This window comes from Nitratireductor sp. B36, assembly GCF_020833685.1.
Classification (GTDB): Bacteria; Pseudomonadota; Alphaproteobacteria; order Rhizobiales; family Rhizobiaceae; genus Nitratireductor.
Genome location: NZ_JACKZY010000004.1, coordinates 1 through 17,920, shown reverse-complemented (window position 1 = coordinate 17,920; position 17,920 = coordinate 1). Strand labels below are relative to the sequence as shown.

Here is a 17,920-nt window from a genome sequence, read left to right as displayed (position 1 = left end):
CTGACGTTGCCCTGCGGGCGCGGCGATGATGGATCAACCAGCTTTCAATCACGGGCTGACAATGGCTTTTCTTGAGCTTCAAGCATTAAACAAGCGCTACAATGCGGTGGTCGCCGTCGAGGACTTCAATCTGAGCATCGAGCGCGGAGAGTTCGTCTCGCTTTTAGGGCCTTCGGGATGCGGCAAGACGACCACGCTGCAGATGATCGCAGGCTTTACCCAACCCACCTCCGGCAAGATCATGCTGAACGGCCGTGATCTCGGCGCCGTCCCGGCGCGGAAACGTGGGCTTGGCATCGTGTTTCAAACCTACGCACTTTTCCCCCACATGACGGTCGAACAGAATGTGGGTTTCGGACTGGAGATGCGCAATGTGCCAGCCGACGAGCGGCGGCGGCGCGTTTCCGATGCGCTCGACCTTGTTCACCTGTCACACCTGGGAGACCGCTTCCCGCGTAATATGAGTGGTGGACAACGGCAACGTGTGGCGCTCGCCCGCGCGCTTGTGATCGAGCCGGAGCTCCTTCTGCTCGATGAGCCGCTCTCAAATCTCGACGCGAAGCTGCGCGAGGAAATGCAGCTTGAACTCCGCCGAATTCAACAGGAGGCCGGGGTCACCACTCTCCTCGTCACGCACGACCAATCGGAAGCCATGGCATTGAGCGACCGGGTCGCGGTCATGCAAAGCGGACGCCTCATTCAGGAAGACAGTCCGTTCGACGTCTATGAGAAGCCGGCAACGTCATTCATCTCGACATTTCTCGGCAAGACAAACAGCCTTCCGGCCGTTCTGCGGAGAAAGGGCAAGAAGATAGACATCATCATTGACGATGTCCGCCTTCCAGGTCCCGACACTGATCTGCCGGACGGGCCTGTCGAGCTTTCACTTCGCCCCGAACGTATCGAGTTGACCGATGAGGTCCAGGCAACCCTTTCCGGCGACGTGGTCGAGCGGGTGTTCCTGGGGGATCACTGGCTTTTCCGGGTCGATACGCCCATCGGAAAACTGCTTGTCATGCAGCGCAATCTGGGTCGACGCGAGGCCGGCATAGGCGAACGCCTTCACCTTTCCTGGAAGCCGGAGGCCATGCGGCTCCTACCACGCGGAGAGGCATCATGACGGTTTCCGGCAAAGCGACACCCTGGTTTCTCAGTGCTCCGGCACTGACGCTCTTCGCGGCCTTGCTCGTTACGCCACTGGCGATGACTTTCCTGCTCAGCTTCAACAGCTTCTCTTTCTATGGAGGCATCGAGAACACGTTCGGGCTGGAGAACTACGCCGAGGTGCTGAGCGACACCTATTTCTACGAGATCTTCGGCCGCACCTTTCTGATTGCCTTCATCACCACGGCCATCTGCGCCGTGCTCGGGCTACCGGAGGCATATATTCTCTTCCGCATGAAACCCGCCTGGCGTTCGTTCATGCTGCTCATCGTGCTCGGTCCTCTTCTCATATCTGTTGTGGTGCGCACGCTGGGCTGGGCGATCCTGCTGGGCAACAAGGGGGTTATCAACGAATTCCTGCGTGACATCGGGCTTATCACCTCACCCATCCGCATGATGTACACATCCACCGGGATTGTCGTCGCCCTGGTTCATGTCATGATCCCGTTCATGATCCTCGCAGTCTGGGCCGCGCTTCAGCGCCAGGATCCCGCCACCGAGCGGGCGGCGGAATCGCTTGGCGCGGGGCCATTCACCATTTTCATGCGCATCGTTCTGCCGCAGGCCATGCCTGGCGTTCTGTCCGGTTCGCTTATCGTGTTTTCGCTTTCTGCCAGCGCCTTCGCCACCCCGGCAGTGCTGGGTGGGCGGCGCGTGAAGGTGGTCTCGACAACTGTTTATGACGAGTTTTTGAACACGCTCAACTGGCCGTTGGGTGCCGCTATCGCGATCCTGCTTCTGGTGTCGGTCCTGACCATCATGATCGCCTGGAACAAATTGGTGGAACGCCGCTATTCGGGGGTCTTCGAATGAATCGCAATGGCTTTCTGGCCCTCTGTTTCAATGCCCTCTTCGCACTGTTCATGATGGGCCCGCTCCTCGTGGTGATCGGGGTTTCCTTCACGCCCACGGGCTATCTGGAGTTCCCCCCGAGCGCGATTTCGCTTCGCTGGTTCAAGGCGATCCTCGACAATCCCGATTTCATCGACGCGGCCTGGATCAGCCTGGAGCTTGGACTGGCATCAGCCACATTGTCGACGCTTCTTGCCGTGCCGGCGGCACTCGCTATCGGGCGGGAGCGCTTCCGCGGGCGCGACGCATTGCAGGCGCTTTTCCTGTCGCCGCTCACGGTGCCGACCGTGGTTCTTGGTGTCGCGTTCCTGCGCTTTCTGAGCCTGTTCGATATCAACGGCACTTTTTTAGGGCTCGTTCTGTGCCATGCCGTGATCGTTACGCCCTTCGTGCTGCGGCTGGTGCTAGCCTCCGTCACGGGGGTCGATCGATCCATTGAAATGGCCGCAACCTCGCTCGGTGCATCGCACTGGACAGTGTTTCGCCGTGTGACACTGCCGCTCATCCTGCCGGGCGTGGTGGGAGGCTGGGTGCTGGCTTTCATAACCAGCTTTGACGAACTCACCGTGACAGTGTTCATCGTGAACCCGTCAACCACCACACTGCCGGTGCGACTCTTCTCGCACATCACCCAGACGACTGATCCTCTGATCGCCTCGATATCAACAATGGTGATCCTATTGACGGTGTTGCTGATGCTCGCAGTCAACAAGCTCTACGGACTGGACAGGCTGCTGATCGGAGGAGAAGCGCGATGAACTACGACACAATCGTTGTCGGTGGTGGCCTGGTCGGCGCAGCCGTGGCCCACGGGCTTGGCAGGCTTGGCGAAAAGGTTCTGGTTCTGGACGAAGGCGATGTGGCATTCCGGGCCTCGCGCGGGAATTTTGGTCTTGTCTGGGTCCAGTCCAAAGGCGAAGGCATGCCCGAATACGCACGGTGGAGCCGGCATTCGGCGGACGTGTGGCCTGATTTTTCCGAGGAGCTTCAGGAACAGACCGGCGTCGACACCGCCTATCACAAGGCCGGTGGTGTCCATCTCTGCCTCTCAGAGGAAGCCTGGGAGCGGCAATCCGCTCTCATCAAGCGCATGCACAATGTCCACGGCTCCGATTACGGGGCAGTGATGATCAAGCGTGACGAGCTGATAAAGATGCTGCCCGGCATCGGCCCGGAGGTCGTGGGCGCAAGCTGGTCACCCCATGATGGACATGCAAGTCCGCTCTACCTTTTGAGAGCACTGCACGAAAGCATCACGCGTTTCGGCGGGGCCTATCGAAACGAGGCACGCGTCGAGAACATTGAAAAAGATGGCTCCGGTTACCGCGTAACCACCGCGGCGGGCTCCTTCAAAGGAGCCAAGGTTGTCTTGGCTGCAGGCCTTGGAAACCGCAAACTTGGCCCTCTCGTCGGCCTGGAGGTTCCGGTTTTTCCTCAGAAAGGGCAGATCCTGGTAACCGAGCGCACGGAGATGAAATTCTCCATGCCGACTGTGTTCATCCGGCAGACTGACGAGGGCTCATTCCTTCTCGGCGACAGCCACGAGGATGCAGGTTTTGACCTGACCTCGCGCACCGGCATCATGGCGGATATCGCGACCCGGGCAATCCGCTCCTTCCCCTTTCTGAAGGATTTGCGGCTTGTGCGCTCGTGGGCGGCGCTGCGCGTCATGAGCCCGGATGGCTTTCCCATCTACCAACAATCCGACAGCCATCCAGGCGTTTTCTCGGTGAATTGCCACTCCGGCGTCACCCTGGCGGGTGCGCACGCACGCACGCTCGCCCCCATGATCGCTCGCGGCCGGCTGGAAGAACCCATGTCTGCCTTTTCTACAGAGAGACTGAATGTTCAAGCGCATTAACGCCCCCAAAAACGGAAAGGTCTCCTTCACCTTCGAAGGCCGTTCCATCGATGCAGCCCCCGGGGACACCGTCGCCTCCGCGCTGATGCTTGCAGGTGAAACCCACTTCCGCGACACGCCAGTTTCCCAAAGCCAGCGCGGCCCCTTCTGTCTGATGGGCGTGTGCTTTGAATGCCTGGTCGAGATTGACGGGGTTCCGAACCGCCAGGCCTGCATGGTGGCCGTGCGCGAAGGCATGTCAGTGCGCCGCCAGAAAGGTGCCATTGGAGTTGAAATCGAATGAATGCGTGTGACCTTGCCATTATCGGTGCCGGCCCGGCGGGAATGGCGGCTGCGACGGAAGCCGCAAATGCCGGCCTTTCCGTCATCCTGCTTGACGAACAGCCCGCTCCCGGCGGCCAAATCTACCGCGGGATTGAAACCGTGCCGGAGGAACGTCGGAAATTGCTGGGCCCGGATTACGGGAAAGGCTTGTCGATCGCTCAGGCGTTTCGCGCCTCCAACGCCACTTACATTCCTGAAGCCACTGTCTGGAACATAAACCCCGATCTCAGCATCGATTATTCGCGTAATGGCGGCTCTTCCCAGATTTCAACGCGGCATCTCCTCATCGCAACGGGCGCGGTGGAACGCCCCACGCCAATGCCCGGGTGGACCCTCCCGGGCGTTACGACAGCAGGTGCGTTGCAGATCCTCCTCAAGGCTCATGGCGGTGTGGGCGACGATGTCGTGCTCGTCGGAAGCGGGCCTCTGCTCTACCTGCTTGCACAACAGATGATCGAGGCGGGCGGGCCACCGAAGGCCATTATCGAAACCATCGACAGAAGCCACTACCTCAAGGCTGCCCGGCATCTTCCGCGTGCGCTCTCGGCGCTCTCTTACTTGCGCAAGGGCATGGCGATGATGCGGCAAATCCGGCGCGCTGGCGTGCCGCATTACACCGGCGCCCGAGATATTCGCATAGAAGGCGCCCAACGCGCCGAGGCAGTGTGTTTTTCCGCCCACGGCAGGGCACACCGTATTGAGACAACCAGCGTCGCGCTGCACCAGGGTGTCGTCCCCAATCAGCAGGCAACGCGTCTGCTTGGCTGCGACCATGTATGGAGTGAGAGCCAGCGCTGTTTCATTCCAAAACTGGACGCGTTTTTCGAAAGCAGCGTGGAGAACGTCTTCGTCGCAGGCGACGGAGCCGGAATAGCCGGGGCGAACTCCGCAGAAATCCGAGGCAGGATTGTCGCCCTTCGTGTTGCGCAGAAGCTGGGGGACGACAAAGGCACCCAAATCCGGGCGCTGCAGAAAAAGCTCAGCCGCGACGAAGCCATCAGGCCGTTTCTGGAGACGCTCTACGCGCCGTCTGACGAAGTCATGGTGCCTCACGACGACGTTCTCGTGTGCCGTTGCGAGGAAGTGACCGCCGGGGCCATCCGCGAAGCTGTCGATCTCGGAGCGCCCGGCCCCAACCAGATCAAATCCTTCCTGAGAAGCGGCATGGGACCTTGTCAGGGTCGGATGTGCGGGCTCGCGGTCAGCTCCATCATAGCGGAGCGGCGGAAGGAGAACCCGCAGTCCATCGGATATTATCGCCTGCGCCCACCGCTGAAACCACTTCTCCTTTCCGAACTGGCTCAGCTCGAACGCGAACCGACGCGTGACGAACCGCTCTGAGGCTACATCATGGCGATGGCATCACTTCAGCATAGGACCGCCGACCTTCTTGTGATCGGCGGCGGTATTCATGGCTGCTCCGCAGCTCTGCACGCAGCGATGCGCGGTCTTCAGGTCATCGTTTTCGAGAAGGACACGGTGGCCCGGCACGCTTCGGGAGTGAACGCCGGGGGCGTGCGAAAGCTCGGCAGGCACGTCGCGGAAATTCCGCTTTCGCTTCATTCCATGTCCATCTGGCGCCGCATCGCGGACCTGCTGGATGACGATTGTGGTTTTCAACCGTCTCCGCAGATCAAGGTCGCAGAAACTGCAGAAGAGCTCGAAACCTTGCGTGGGCGCGTCGCGGAACTCAACAGCCTGGGCTACACCCATGAGCAGATACTGGACCGGCAGACAATGCGCACGTATCTGCCGGCGGTCGCCCAACACTGTGTCGGTGCCATCGCATCTCTCGATGACGGATTTGCCCAGCCATACCAAACGACCTTCGCCTTTCAGCGCAAGGCCCAACAGATGGGCGTGCGTGTTCTGGAGCACACGCCTGTCGAACGCGTTTCCCGGTCCGGAGAGGAGTGGAAGGTGCAAGCTGGAGCGCAGGAGTTTACAGGGCGTTTCGTTCTGAATTGCGCCGGGGCCTGGGGAGGCGAGATCGCACGGCAGATCGGCGATCATGCCCCCGTAAGAGCCTATGCTCCAATGATGATCGTCACGGAACGACTGCGCCCATTCTGTACCGCGGTCGTCGGAGCGGCGGGCCGTCCGCTCTCCTTCAAACAGATGCCAAACGGCACAGTCGTTATCGGCGGTGGCCGACCGGGAGTGCCGGAGCCGGCAAACAATCGAACACATATGCAGATGTCCGAATTGCGTCATTCCGCGCAGACCGCGATGGACATCTTCCCCGTGATGCGTGGCGCACAGATCGTTCGCTCCTGGGCGGGAATCGAGGGGCTGATGCCGGATGGCATACCGGTTATCGGGCCCGCGGCACACGCGCCGGGTGCTTTCCACGCCTTTGGCTTCTCCGCTCACGGATTTCAGCTCGGACCGGGAGTCGGCGACATCATGGCGGAATTGATCGCCACCGGCAGCACCCAGGCTCCGATCAAGCCATTTTCAATCAAGCGCTTTCCGCAAGATCCAACCAGAGCACAGAAGGAACTCTCATGATCAAGAGACATATTCAGACCCGCATCAACCATCGGGTCGTCGAGCACAATGGCGTCTTGTATTTCGGAGGCCTTGTCGCCGATGACAAGTCGCTGGATATGAAAGGGCAGACAGAACAGATCTGCGCCAAGATCGATGCCCTCCTGGCACAGGTGGGATCTTCGAAGGAGAACCTTCTCACCGCAATGATCTACATCTCCGACTTCTCGCAAAAAGAGGGTATGAACGAGGCCTGGCTGGAATGGATGCCGGCGGAACACCTGCCCACGAGAGCGACGATCGGGGTGGCCGAGCTGGGCAAGGACACCTTGATCGAAGTGGTGGTCTCAGCGGCACGCTAAACGTGTTCTGCCGCTAGACTGTCTGGAGAAACCTTCCGGCCATAATGATGGCCGGAAGTGGTTCAACCAGACCATGTTCAATCCCTGGATGCGAGCAGGCCCGCCGCAAGAATGACCATACCGATGCGGCTTATATGGCTGACCACCACAAACGCCACCTCGAGATTCAACGCGAGCGCAACCAGACTCATCTCAGCAAGCCCACCGGGTGCAAAAGCCAGCAGGATTCCTTCGACCGGCACTTCAATGATCCGATGGAGTGCGAAAGCAAAGATGACGGCCACCGAAAGCAGGATTGCCGTAGCGCCGGCAGAGGTCATCAGAATATGCAGAATGCGCTTTGGCGCGGTGCCGGCGAAGCGGCAACCGACGACGGTTCCAAGAACCACCTGCGCTACGGCCATAACCGTGCTTGGCACGACGAAACCAGAGGCACCCGTCCAATGCAGCCCCGCGCTCACCAGCATTGGACCTATCAGATATGGCGCCGGCAATCGCAGCAATTTTCCGAGCCCGATCCCGGCCCCGAGTGTTGCGATGAACCAGAACACATCAGCCGATCCCATGTCGGAGAGTGGTCGCCAGGTTGCCACACGTGCGCCCGGATCAGCTCCCGTAATCAACGTCATCAGTGGCGGAAGGCTCAGCACAACCAGAAAGATGCGTGAAGAGTGCATCAAAGCGATGGTCCGCTCGTCACCGCCCTTTTCCGCGCCAAGCAACACCATATCAACGAGCCCGCCCGGCATTGCCGAAAAGAAGGCCGTGCGCCGATCGAGATGAATGACGCGGCGCAGGTAGACATTGCACAGAACAGCCGCCACCGCGAGATAAGCGGCCAATGCGAGGAGTGCCGGCCACCACATCGCTGCACTCTCCAGAGTGTGCGGCCCGAACTGGGAACCCAGCATGGTTCCGATCACGGCCGACATGGGCGGGCGGGCGAGAGTGGAACCGCGAACCGGCAGACTCATGATTGATGCAATGCCGCAGGCGGTCATCGAGCCAAGCATCCAGGAAAGCGGCATCCCGATCCAGGTGAAGAGCGCTCCGCCCGTGGCGCCAAGCAGCAAGGCAAGGATGAAGCCGGGAATGCGTCCTGTTCCGCTCATACCGCCTGCTTGTCGTTCAGATGGCATGCCGAAACGTGCCCCGGGGCAATCTCGCGCTTTTGAGGAACTTCTACTCTGCATCGCTCATGTGCGTGCGGGCAGCGCGGATGAAAGTGGCAGCCTTTCGGCGGATTGAGGGGGCTCGGCAGCTCCCCCTTCATTGCAGCAAAGCGTCGTTTTCCTGGTCTGATGCGTGGCACCTCAGCCAGCAATTGCTGGGTATAGGGATGGTTTGGCCGGGAGAAAATCTCGGCCACAGGCGCTTCCTCAATGACCCGTCCAAGATACATGATCGCAACCCGGTCGGAGATGTGCTCCACGACCCCCAGATCATGGCTGACGAACAGATAGGTCAGATCCAGCTGCTCTCGCAGATCCATGAACAGATTGAGTATCTGCGCCTGAATGGACACATCGAGCGCTGCGACGCTTTCATCGCAGACAAGAAAATCCGGCTGTACCGCAAGCGCACGCGCAATGTTGACCCGCGCCCTCTGCCCCCCAGAAAACTGGTGCGGCAGGCGCTTCTTCATCGCCGGATCAAACCCCGCCTTGGTCAGGTAGTCATCCACATAGCTGCTGGTGCTGCCTTTGATAAGGCCATGGATGCTTGGGGCCTCGGCCACCAGTTTTTCGATCGTCATCCTTGGATTGAGCGCTGCCATCGGATTCTGGAAGATCATCTGCGCTTCGAGATCGGCATCCCGCTGCCGGCTTCCACGCAACGTGGCCCGGTCCTCACCCTTCCAGAAAACCTGTCCCGCCGATGGCGGCAATATTCCTGCGGCGATTCTGCCGAGCGTCGACTTCCCGCAACCGGACTCTCCGACAAGACCCAGCACTTCCCCCTTGCGGATCGTCAGATCCACTTTGTCCAGCGCATGGATAATCGGGAAAGGTTTGGCCGCACCGAGTGCAATTGCAATCCGGGCAGCAAGGTCAGGTCGCGCGCCAAAACGGCAGGACACCTGGCGAAGTTCAAGCAGCGGCGTGGAGGCGCCGGCGACGGTCTCTGCCATTGTCATACCAAAGCCTCCTCGTGGGGATGAAAGCAGCGGTGGTAGGCCAGCACGTCCCCAAAGCGTCCCGGCCGCGCGGTGCAGGCGTCTGTTGCGCGCTCACAACGGGTGCGGAACGCGCATCCTTCGGGCATCCGCGCGAGGCTTGGTGTCACCCCGGGAATTTGCGCCAATCTGTGGCCGCGACTGTTTTGTGAAGGCACAGAGCGGATCAAACCGTGCGTGTAAGGATGTTTGGGCGCGACCAGTACATCTTCGATATTGCCCGTCTCCACAATGCGGCCGCCATACATGACCGCAATGCGATCAGCGAGACCGGAAACGATTGCGAGATCGTGGGTGATCCAGATGACCGCCGTCCCCTGATCTTCCGTCAATTTCTGGAACTCGGAAATGATCTGTGCCTGGATGGTGACGTCGAGCGCGGTGGTCGGCTCATCCGCGATGATGAGATCGGGTCGATGAAGCAGTGCAATCGCGATCGCCACGCGCTGACGCATACCGCCCGAGAACTGGTGAGGATAGGCGTCCAGGCGTTCCTCCGGACTGGGTATACCCACAAGCCCCAGCGCATCACGGGCCCGCTCACGCGCAGCCGCGCTGCTCATGCGTTCATGGGCATGCAATGCCTCGGTCATCTGCGTGCCGATCCGCAAAACGGGATTGAGCGTCATCATGGGATCCTGGAACACCATGGCGATACGTCGGCCCCTAAGGGAACGGCGGGTTTCCGCGTCAGCATTGGCGATATCCTCACCATCAAACAGGATCTGCCCGCCCGTCACACGCCCAGGCCAGTCCACCAGCCCCATGATGGAAAACCCCGTGACGCTTTTGCCGGAACCACTCTCGCCCACCAGCCCCAGCACCTCACCGCGCCCCAGACGAAACGACACGTCATCCACCGCGCGCAGGCCGTTTCCCGCCTCACCGGGAAATTCGGTGACGAGGTTGCGAACTTCAAGCAGCGCGGTCATCGGGCATTCCTCGGATTGAGCACATCGCGAAGCCGATCACCCACCAGATTGATGGATACGATCGTGATGAGCAGGGCGATGCCAGGGTAAAAACTGATCCAGTAGAGACCAGAGAGAAGATACTGGTACCCGTTGGAGATCAGCATTCCCAAGGAGGGTTGGGTGACTGATGCGCCCAGCCCCAGAAAGGAAAGGGTCGCTTCAAGCCCGATGGCGCGGGCGACCTGCATGGTGGCGATCACGATGATCGGGGCAAGACAGTTGGGCAGAAGGTGGCGCAAGAGCACGCGACGACCGGGAACGCGCAAGCAGCGCGCCGCATCGATGTATTCCTTCTCCCGTTCTACCAGCGCCGTCCCACGCGCCGTGCGGGCATAGGTCGCCCATTCCGCGACGATGATTGCCAATACGACATTCGTCACGCCATTGCCCAGGATCGCAAGCACCATCAGCGCCATGAGAATGGTGGGGAAGGACAATTGCAGATCCACCAGGCGCATCATGAAATTCTCGGTACGTCCCCCAAGATAAGCAGCCATGAGCCCCAAAGTGGTGCCGATAAGTGCGGCCGCGAATGCCGACGCAATGCCGACGATCAGGGAGGTGCGCAGCCCGTACATGATGCCGGAAAGGATATCGCGGCCCTGGCCGTCGGTTCCCAACAGATAGGGCACACCTGAGAAACTCTCCGAACCGGGGGGCAGACGACTGTCCATAATGTCGAGTTGCAGCAGATCATAGGGGTTCTGGGGAGCGATCCACGGCGCGAAGATGGCGGTGAACAGCACGACAACCAAACCGATGCATCCGACAAGTGCCGCCGGCGACGAGAAGAAGTGACGCAGCGCGGGCCAGATACGCCTGCTGATCGGGCGCTGACCAGTCTGTGCAGTGGGGCTTTCAGCTTCAGTGGCGATTTTCGACTCCATGGCGCTTCAGCCTTTGCCATCCAGCCGAACCCGCGGGTCCAGCAGTGTATAACAGACATCAATGATGAAATTCAGCGAGACAAAGAGCACCACCATCATCATCAGGTAAGCGACGATTACCGGGCGATCGAGCAGGTTGATGCTGTCGATGATGAGCTTCCCCATGCCCGGCCAGCCAAATATGCTCTCGGTCACCACGGAGAACGCGATCAAAGAGCCAAACTCCAGTCCGATGATCGTTACGACAGGTATCATCAGGTTCTTCAGTATGTGCACCAGAATGATGCGGTTTTCCCGCAAACCCTTGGCGCGGGCGAACTTGACGTAATCCTGCATGATGACCTCCTGCACGCCCGCCCGGGTAAGCCGGAGAATGAGCGACGTCTTGAACAGGGCGAGGTTCAATGCAGGCAGCAGCAGGTGCGAGAGCCCATCCCACGTGAGCAAAGACCAGCGAACCCCAAACAACATTGCGGTCTCGCCGCGCCCATTGGACGGCAACCAGCCGAGCTGGACGGCAAACAGCAGGATCAGCATGAGCCCCACCCAAAAGGTGGGCAGCGAGAAGCCGAGAATGGAGCCGGTCATGATAACCCGTGAGGAGACCCGGTTCGGATAAAGGCCGGCATAGAGCCCCAGAGGCAGGCCAACGACGATCGCGATCACCATTGCACAGAGCGCCAGCTCCAGCGTCGCGGGCAAGCGCTCAAGAATCACATCGAGCGCCGGCTTGGAATAGACAAAGCTGTTGCCGAAATTCCCTTCCGTGAGACCGTGCAGGAAGCTCAGATATTGCTGCCACAACGGGCGGTCCAGCCCCAGGCTCTCGATCACACGCAGCCGCTCAGCCTGGTTCAGGTCGGGGTTGATGAGAATGTCGACCGGGTTGCCGATAACGTTCACACCAAGGAAAACGATTACCGTCATCGCAAGAATGACGAACCCAGCCTGAATTATACGTCGTATGAGGGTGGTGACCATGGTTTGTTGTCGCTTTCCGGCTCAGTCGACGCTGATCGCCATACCGTCACGCTGCGGATCTGCAGCGCCGGAAGAGACCCCGTCCGTTATCCGGATACCATGCAGCGCGGCGAACGCATAAGCTTGTGGCGAGCGCAACACTTCATAGCCTTGCTCACGCAGCTCTTCAGCCACCGAACGCCGGATGCGGTTGCAGATGTCTATGCTGTTGGACACGCCGACCAAACGCGGTGCGGAAACCGCGGCATGGATGTTCATGTCGAAGTCGATCATGTTGATGATCCCCTGGGCAACCGTCGGCGCAATGTAGCTGCCGCCGGGTGCACCAATGACGATCGAGGGACTGTCGCCTTCAAACACGATCGTCGGTGCCGCTGAACTCGCCCTGCGCTTGCGGGGTGCAATCGATGCGGCCTTGCCCGGTCGCGGATCAAAGCGGCTCATCAAGCCGTTGTACATGAAGCCCAACCCCTCCGTGATGGCGCCGGAGGGGCTTCCCAGCGAATGGGTCAAAGCCACGGCATTGCCCTGCTTGTCCACCACCGAGATATGCGTGGTGTCCCGCTGCGACATATCAAGCCGTTCCACGCTGGCGCGCTCTCCCCGCTTGATCTGCGCGGCGAGTTCCGCAGCGTGCTCCTTGGACAGCAGCTCCTCCACCGGAACATCTACATAGGCGGGGTCGCCCATATGCTTGTCCTTGTCGATGGTCATGCGTTTCATCGCCTCGAACAGCGTGCGCACATAGTCTGTGGAGCCGTGCTTCATCGCGGCGAGATCAAAGTTTTCCAGAATGTGCAGCAATTCGATCATGGGAAAGCCGGAACCCGGCGGAGGGCTGGAGGCAATCCGGCGACCGCGGTAGCTGCCCCAAACCGGCGCTGCTTTGGTGATTTCGTACTGTGCGAGATCATCCATCGCGATCAATCCGCCATTGGCCGCGAAATCCGCCGCAATCTGCTCGGCGATCTCACCGTGATAGAATATGTCTGAAGAGCCGCTTTCTGCGATCCGTCGCAGTGTACGCCCGAGATCAGGATTGGTCAGTATGTTGCCGACCTCGCGAAGTCTGCCGTCGCTGTGGAAATAGACGCGCTGACCGGTTTGCGAATATCGCAGCTTGTCCAGCGTGTTCACCTGCCCGTCACCAGTCTGGTCCTTGGTCCAGTACCAGTGCATGTGCGGCCGAATCTTGAAGCCCTCTTCGGCATATTTGATGGCTGGCGCAATGAGGTCGCCCCAATCCCAGGTGCCGTAATCTTTCAGGGCGCGCTCATATCCCTTGAGCGAAGCAGGGGTGCAACAGGCCAGATAGCCGATCTCGGAGATGTTGTTTTCAAGGATGAAGCCAAACCCGTCCCGGCTTTGGCCCAGAAGCTTGTCGAGCCACATATCGGGTGTCGCCGCGGAGGGGGCGAGCGCATAAAATTCCAGCATCTCGTGGATGCCGCGATCCGGCATGTAGACCTGCATCGATCCGAAGCCGCCAATGCCGCACATCTGCGGATCGACAACGCCCTGAACGAACGCACATGCTAGTGCCGCATCAATGGCGTTTCCGCCACGTTCCAGCACTTCGGCGCCGGCCTCGACTGCCTCTGGTTGCGGAGCAACAATCGTAGCGTTGCGGTTCATGCGCGCATATCCTTGAGAGTGCGGGTCAGGAAAGCTTTCGTATGGCCGATGCATTTCATCCGATCATGCGCCACGCCCGGAAGCTGGTCGAAAGTCACATTTACCCCGGCCGCCTCGAAGGAAGCCTTGAGACTGCGCAGCCGTTCGGGTCGGGTGGCACCGGCGTCATTGGCGCCTTCCATGAAATAGGCCGAGCCGGGTGCATGGGCGATCTCCCAGGTTTCGAGATCTGCATCACCGACAACCATGTGAACTGCGACGCGTGCGAGGGCTGATGCATCGAAGGGTTTGCCGAAGCGTTCGGCCACGTCCCGCACGCCAACCCACCAATCGCGGTCCGGATCGAGGAGCGTCACTGATCCAGGTGCACCGATGCTTGCAGCCCATAGTTTTTCTGGATGGAGGATGGCGAAGCGGTGCGCGAAATGACCGCCACCCGAATAGCCGAAAATCGCAAACTTCGACCAGTCCTGCCCATACTTCCCGGACATCTCTTCGACCATGGACAAAAGAACCTTGTCGTAACGGATGTCGCCTTCCTGCATGTACTTGTAGCCCGAGCGCGCTCCATCACCGCGCACATTGACCGGAAAGATCGGGCACAGGATCGCGCAGTCATTGTAAAGACCGAATTCCGCGAACCCGTCACGAAACTCGAAAGCCGAGGTTCGGCCGGTTCCGTGGACGGCAACGAGCAAATCGACCTTTTTCCCCTCGGCCGCCGCCGGGGGGACGTAGAGCATCATGTGGAACCGGGGATCGATGCTGGACGCTATGATTGCGGTCTCACCATAGTCATAGATGGCGCGCGCGCGCAAAGCCGCACCGCTGGATGCAAGCTCCTGCATGTGTACTCCTGAGATGTTTAATGCAGGCGGGCCCGAAGGAACGCCCTATAATGGGAGAGCTATGCGGGAGGCGAACCAGGCGCCTCCCGCGAAGTGTGCGTCACTCGCCTGCTTTGTGCACTTCATAAGCGAGCGTGTATTTGTCCCCGCGCGGTTTGAACTCGATGCCGTTCTTCGCACCCATCACCACATTCTCGTAGTGCATCGGCAACAGCCAGACATCGTTGAACGTCGCCGCCGAGACTTTCTGAAGGAGAGGCTCTCTTGCCTCTTCATCGAGCGTGGACGTCGCCTGATCCAGAAGCTCATTGATCGCGGGAACATCGATGCCTCCGCCATTGTAGCGTCCGGTGCCCTTGTCAGCGTTCCGTGCTGCCACAAGAGCCAGCGCCGGATTGGAGACTTCTCCGGTGTTCACGCCCCAGGAGCCAAGGAAGAGCGAATACTCACCATCGGAATATTTGCCTGAATAAACCGACCAGGGCATCACTTCCACCTTGGTGTCGATGCCGATGCGCGAGAACATCTGGCCTGCGGCCTGCAAGACTTCGCTGTCATTCACATAACGTCCGGACGGGCCGTGAATGGTAAGGGCAAAACCGTCTGGATAACCAGCTTCGGCAAGCAAGGCCTTCGCAGCCTCCGGGTCGTAGCCGACCTCCTCAACCTCGTCGGAATGTCCGAAAAAGCCCTCGGCAACGAATTGATGGGCAACCGTGCCGTTCTTCTGCATGACACGATCAACGATGGCCTCGCGGTTCATCGCCATCAGCAGCGCCTTGCGTACGCGAGCATCCTTGAAGGGGTTGCTGTCCAGTGGCGACCCATCCTTTGCGGTGGCAAAGGGTGTTTGATCGCGCGAAACATCCATACCAAGATAAACGAGGCGGGTGGACTGACCGCGGATGATTTTCAGATCATCATTGGACTCGACCCGCGCCACACCCTCTGCAGGAAGGTTCTCGATCAGATCCAGATCCCCGGCCAGAAGGGACGCGAGACGGCCACCATCGTCGGGTACAAGCCGCAGGGTCACACGGGACCAGTCCGCCGGGCCGGCGAAGTAATCCTCATTCCGCTCCAGTTCGATCCGGTCCCCCGGTGTGTAGGAGACCAGTTTGAAGGGGCCCGTACCAACTGCCGCGGGACCGTTCTCAAAATCGGAAACCGGTGCGTCGGCAAATTCCGAGCTGATAATGCGAATGCGGCTGAGCGAATTCAGGATCATCGGATCCGGGACCGTCGTTTCGACCACGACGGTGTGGTCGTCTTCGGCAGTCACGTTGGCGATGTTGCGGGTGTAGGAGGCAAAGGCCTGGCTCTCCTTGTCGCGGGCTCTGATGAGCGAAACCACGACGTCCTCAGCGTCAAAGGATGAGCCGTCGTGAAAGGTAACACCCTCGCGAAGCTTGAAACGCCAGTGCGTGTCGTCGACGACCTCCCACTCCGTTGCGAGCTGGGGTTTGTTTTCCGCCGAGCCGCCGCGATTGATCAGACTGTCCCAGATGTGGCGGCTGGTGGCGTTGTTCGGTGAGTTGGAATCCTCATGCGGATCAAGCGAGGTGATGGGCGCGGCCATGCCGATTGAAAGCGCGGCCTCCTGAGCGGATGCGGGAATGGCGCCAGCAGCGATCAGCGCAATCACCGAGGCATGAAAACTCCGCCGGGTCATGAATTTGGTCAATCTCTTCCCCCTGGTTGTTTCGCGGTGGCCTTCGACCGGCCGCGATTTTTTGAACTTCGTGTTCTTCAACAGGCCTGAGTAAACAGTCGAGCAAACGAGGCTGTCAAACTTATTCTGCACTTGTTTCGTCAGATAAAACGCATAAAATACCCTGAAAGAGATCGACTTCGATTAAGAGCGCTATGCAAAATTATATAGTAGAATCAGTTGATAAGGCATTGGACCTTCTTATGGAAGTGGCCCGAAAGCCGAACATCGGCGTGACGGATCTCGCCCGAAAAACAGGGCTCAACAAGTCACGCGCCTATAGATTGTTGCATACAATGGAACAGCGTCAGATCGTAAAGCGGACGAAAGACGGCGCTTATGGCCTGGGCGATGCCATGCTGGTTCTGGGAATCACCGCCAGCTCGCAAACTGATATGATCCGCCTGGCAACGCCCATTCTCGAAGAACTGTGCCAGCGGGTGAACGAGACCGTGCAGCTGAGGACGATCGATGGCATGGAAGCCTTGTGCGTCGCGAAGGCCGAGCCTTCGCGGGACCTGAGGGTGCACGCGAATGTGGGACGCCGTCGTCCTCTCTATGCAGGTTCGCCCAAGTGTCTGTTGGCCTTCCAGCCACAGGCGTTCATCGATAAATGCGTTCCCTTGAGACCCGCCGCGCTTACTGCAAACACGCCACGCTCCCGCAAAGCCATTCTTGCCGAGCTCACACGGATTCGCCGCCAGGGTTATTGTGTCAGCCGCGGTGAGGTCAGCGACCATCAGGTATCGTGCGCCGCCCCCGTCTTTACTCTGGACAATTCAGTGGTCGCAACGGTGCACGTGGTAGCTCCGGCGTTCAGGATTCAGGAATCTGAACTTGAACACATTATCCGGCTGACCACGATGTCGGCATCGCGGCTCTCACATGCTTTGGGCTGGAGGGAAGACGATGGCGCGGGCCGGGCGCGGGAGCCTTTGTCTTTCTAGGCAGTGCGGACAGCGCCGGGCGCGGACGCTTATGACCTGCTCGCCTGAGATGTTCTCGATTATGCGCAAGCCTGTTCCTCAATGAAGGAGACAGTTCATCAAGCGCTCGCTATTCTCGGAAGAACAGAACATCGGTATCTTGAACGAATACCAAGCCGCTATGTCGGCGGTTGTTCTTTGCTGCAAACCCGGCATCCGTAAGCGGGGCTTGGGCCCACGGGGATCCATGGCGATCCCGGAAGAAGGGAACCAGAGATAGTCACTCGACTTTGTGTCCTGTACGCGTTTTGACGAACGACGCTTCCGTATCCTGTGCGTTATCGAAAGCTTCCGCCACGCGTGACGGGCAACGATCATCGACAACGCGCTGTCGGGCGAAAGCGTGGCTCAGGAACTGGATGCCATCGCAGAACAGCGCGGCTATGCTGCATGGTGGTCAGCGACAATGGGTCGGAACTGACATCGAGTGCCATCCTCGTTTGGCAACGGCGTCGTGGTGTCGAGTGGCACGACACCGGGCTCGGCAAACCCGCGCAATACGGCTTCATCAACACATTCAACGGTGGGCCTTCGCGATTCGTTTGTTCGGAATCATTTGTCTTACAGCTGCCCCTGGCCGTGGAGGCACGGGGGATCGAGCACAAGGTGAGCAATTCACTGTTGCACGTGGTTGAATGAAGCTGGCGTGAGGCTACCCGGGGGGGCTGG

At 59.5% G+C, this 17,920-nt stretch carries 18 protein-coding genes; 10 read left to right on the top strand and 8 right to left on the bottom strand.

The genetic code is table 11. The features are described 5' to 3' along the window. The first annotated feature begins 61 nt into the window (after positions 1-61). From H7H48_RS16320 to H7H48_RS16285, 8 genes are read left to right on the top strand one after another with little or no spacing between them, the layout of a single operon-like run. Entirely contained in the window at positions 62-1,120 is a 1,059-nt protein-coding gene (locus H7H48_RS16320; RefSeq protein ID WP_229450123.1) for an ABC transporter ATP-binding protein, read from the top strand. Then, positions 1,117-1,977: an ABC transporter permease gene (locus tag H7H48_RS16315; protein ID WP_229450122.1), complete on the top strand. Its 861-nt coding sequence runs from the start codon at positions 1,117-1,119 to the stop codon at positions 1,975-1,977. Before H7H48_RS16320 ends, H7H48_RS16315 begins: the two co-directional genes overlap by 4 nt. Then, a complete protein-coding gene (locus H7H48_RS16310) occupies positions 1,974-2,774 on the top strand; it encodes an ABC transporter permease (RefSeq protein WP_229450121.1) in 801 nt (266 codons plus the stop codon). Before H7H48_RS16315 ends, H7H48_RS16310 begins: the two co-directional genes overlap by 4 nt. Further along, positions 2,771-3,877, top strand: a complete 1,107-nt coding sequence (locus H7H48_RS16305) for an FAD-binding oxidoreductase (RefSeq protein ID WP_229450120.1) — start codon at positions 2,771-2,773, stop codon at positions 3,875-3,877. The genes H7H48_RS16310 and H7H48_RS16305 overlap by 4 nt, the downstream gene beginning before the upstream one ends. Further along, positions 3,861-4,160 (top strand): (2Fe-2S)-binding protein, encoded by a 300-nt coding sequence (locus tag H7H48_RS16300; protein WP_229450119.1) that lies wholly within the window; start codon positions 3,861-3,863, stop codon positions 4,158-4,160. Before H7H48_RS16305 ends, H7H48_RS16300 begins: the two co-directional genes overlap by 17 nt. Next, complete coding sequence (locus H7H48_RS16295; protein ID WP_229450118.1) at positions 4,157-5,542, top strand: NAD(P)/FAD-dependent oxidoreductase; 1,386 nt, start codon at positions 4,157-4,159, stop codon at positions 5,540-5,542. Before H7H48_RS16300 ends, H7H48_RS16295 begins: the two co-directional genes overlap by 4 nt. 9 nt (positions 5,543-5,551) lie before the next feature. Next, positions 5,552-6,712: an FAD-binding oxidoreductase gene (locus H7H48_RS16290; protein ID WP_229450117.1), complete on the top strand. Its 1,161-nt coding sequence runs from the start codon at positions 5,552-5,554 to the stop codon at positions 6,710-6,712. Further along, positions 6,709-7,053 (top strand): RidA family protein, encoded by a 345-nt coding sequence (locus tag H7H48_RS16285; protein ID WP_229450116.1) that lies wholly within the window; start codon positions 6,709-6,711, stop codon positions 7,051-7,053. Before H7H48_RS16290 ends, H7H48_RS16285 begins: the two co-directional genes overlap by 4 nt. A 77-nt stretch (positions 7,054-7,130) precedes the next feature. Here H7H48_RS16285 and H7H48_RS16280 read toward each other — a convergent pair whose 3' ends face one another. The 8 genes from H7H48_RS16280 to H7H48_RS16245 form a co-directional block, all read right to left on the bottom strand. Further along, positions 7,131-8,165, bottom strand: coding sequence for an AbrB family transcriptional regulator (locus H7H48_RS16280; protein WP_229450115.1), 1,035 nt, complete (start codon positions 8,163-8,165; stop codon positions 7,131-7,133). Then, positions 8,162-9,190, bottom strand: a complete 1,029-nt coding sequence (locus H7H48_RS16275) for an ABC transporter ATP-binding protein (RefSeq protein WP_229450114.1) — start codon at positions 9,188-9,190, stop codon at positions 8,162-8,164. Before H7H48_RS16275 ends, H7H48_RS16280 begins: the two co-directional genes overlap by 4 nt. After that, complete coding sequence (locus H7H48_RS16270) at positions 9,187-10,161, bottom strand: ABC transporter ATP-binding protein (RefSeq protein WP_229450113.1); 975 nt, start codon at positions 10,159-10,161, stop codon at positions 9,187-9,189. Before H7H48_RS16270 ends, H7H48_RS16275 begins: the two co-directional genes overlap by 4 nt. Beyond that, positions 10,158-11,090 (bottom strand): ABC transporter permease, encoded by a 933-nt coding sequence (locus H7H48_RS16265; protein ID WP_229450112.1) that lies wholly within the window; start codon positions 11,088-11,090, stop codon positions 10,158-10,160. Before H7H48_RS16265 ends, H7H48_RS16270 begins: the two co-directional genes overlap by 4 nt. A 6-nt stretch (positions 11,091-11,096) precedes the next feature. Next, positions 11,097-12,071 carry an ABC transporter permease gene (locus tag H7H48_RS16260; protein WP_229450111.1) on the bottom strand — a complete coding sequence of 325 codons (975 nt, stop codon included), beginning with the start codon at positions 12,069-12,071 and terminating at the stop codon, positions 11,097-11,099. Positions 12,072-12,092: 21 nt separating this feature from the next. After that, the gene (gene ggt / locus H7H48_RS16255) at positions 12,093-13,706 is read right to left on the bottom strand and encodes a gamma-glutamyltransferase (protein ID WP_229450110.1); all 1,614 of its coding nucleotides are present in this window, start codon (positions 13,704-13,706) and stop codon (positions 12,093-12,095) included. Next, the gene (locus H7H48_RS16250) at positions 13,703-14,554 is read right to left on the bottom strand and encodes an alpha/beta hydrolase (protein WP_229450109.1); all 852 of its coding nucleotides are present in this window, start codon (positions 14,552-14,554) and stop codon (positions 13,703-13,705) included. The genes ggt and H7H48_RS16250 overlap by 4 nt, the downstream gene beginning before the upstream one ends. A gap of 100 nt (positions 14,555-14,654) precedes the next feature. Next, on the bottom strand, positions 14,655-16,226 hold the full coding sequence (locus tag H7H48_RS16245) for an ABC transporter substrate-binding protein (RefSeq protein WP_370633422.1): 1,572 nt from the start codon (positions 16,224-16,226) through the stop codon (positions 14,655-14,657). A gap of 194 nt (positions 16,227-16,420) precedes the next feature. Between H7H48_RS16245 and H7H48_RS16240 the strand changes: the two genes are divergently transcribed. Then, positions 16,421-17,212: an IclR family transcriptional regulator gene (locus H7H48_RS16240; protein ID WP_255664013.1), complete on the top strand. Its 792-nt coding sequence runs from the start codon at positions 16,421-16,423 to the stop codon at positions 17,210-17,212. A 429-nt stretch (positions 17,213-17,641) separates the two neighbouring features. Continuing rightward, positions 17,642-17,890, top strand: a complete 249-nt coding sequence (locus H7H48_RS16235; RefSeq protein WP_229450106.1) for a hypothetical protein — start codon at positions 17,642-17,644, stop codon at positions 17,888-17,890. Positions 17,891-17,920 lie beyond the last annotated feature (30 nt).

Coding starts and splice junctions, on each gene's coding strand:
- H7H48_RS16320 (WP_229450123.1), top strand. CDS start 62: ATGGCTTTTCTTGAGCTTCAAGCATTAAACAAGCGCTACAATGCGGTG.
- H7H48_RS16235 (WP_229450106.1), top strand. CDS start 17,642: ATGGTGGTCAGCGACAATGGGTCGGAACTGACATCGAGTGCCATCCTC.
- H7H48_RS16305 (WP_229450120.1), top strand. CDS start 2,771: ATGAACTACGACACAATCGTTGTCGGTGGTGGCCTGGTCGGCGCAGCC.
- H7H48_RS16295 (WP_229450118.1), top strand. CDS start 4,157: ATGAATGCGTGTGACCTTGCCATTATCGGTGCCGGCCCGGCGGGAATG.
- H7H48_RS16285 (WP_229450116.1), top strand. CDS start 6,709: ATGATCAAGAGACATATTCAGACCCGCATCAACCATCGGGTCGTCGAG.
- H7H48_RS16290 (WP_229450117.1), top strand. CDS start 5,552: ATGGCGATGGCATCACTTCAGCATAGGACCGCCGACCTTCTTGTGATC.
- H7H48_RS16275 (WP_229450114.1), bottom strand. CDS start 9,190: ATGACAATGGCAGAGACCGTCGCCGGCGCCTCCACGCCGCTGCTTGAA.
- H7H48_RS16270 (WP_229450113.1), bottom strand. CDS start 10,161: ATGACCGCGCTGCTTGAAGTTCGCAACCTCGTCACCGAATTTCCCGGT.
- H7H48_RS16260 (WP_229450111.1), bottom strand. CDS start 12,071: ATGGTCACCACCCTCATACGACGTATAATTCAGGCTGGGTTCGTCATT.
- H7H48_RS16300 (WP_229450119.1), top strand. CDS start 3,861: ATGTTCAAGCGCATTAACGCCCCCAAAAACGGAAAGGTCTCCTTCACC.
- H7H48_RS16310 (WP_229450121.1), top strand. CDS start 1,974: ATGAATCGCAATGGCTTTCTGGCCCTCTGTTTCAATGCCCTCTTCGCA.
- H7H48_RS16315 (WP_229450122.1), top strand. CDS start 1,117: ATGACGGTTTCCGGCAAAGCGACACCCTGGTTTCTCAGTGCTCCGGCA.
- H7H48_RS16240 (WP_255664013.1), top strand. CDS start 16,421: ATGCAAAATTATATAGTAGAATCAGTTGATAAGGCATTGGACCTTCTT.
- ggt (WP_229450110.1), bottom strand. CDS start 13,706: ATGAACCGCAACGCTACGATTGTTGCTCCGCAACCAGAGGCAGTCGAG.
- H7H48_RS16250 (WP_229450109.1), bottom strand. CDS start 14,554: ATGCAGGAGCTTGCATCCAGCGGTGCGGCTTTGCGCGCGCGCGCCATC.
- H7H48_RS16245 (WP_370633422.1), bottom strand. CDS start 16,226: ATGACCCGGCGGAGTTTTCATGCCTCGGTGATTGCGCTGATCGCTGCT.
- H7H48_RS16265 (WP_229450112.1), bottom strand. CDS start 11,090: ATGGAGTCGAAAATCGCCACTGAAGCTGAAAGCCCCACTGCACAGACT.
- H7H48_RS16280 (WP_229450115.1), bottom strand. CDS start 8,165: ATGAGCGGAACAGGACGCATTCCCGGCTTCATCCTTGCCTTGCTGCTT.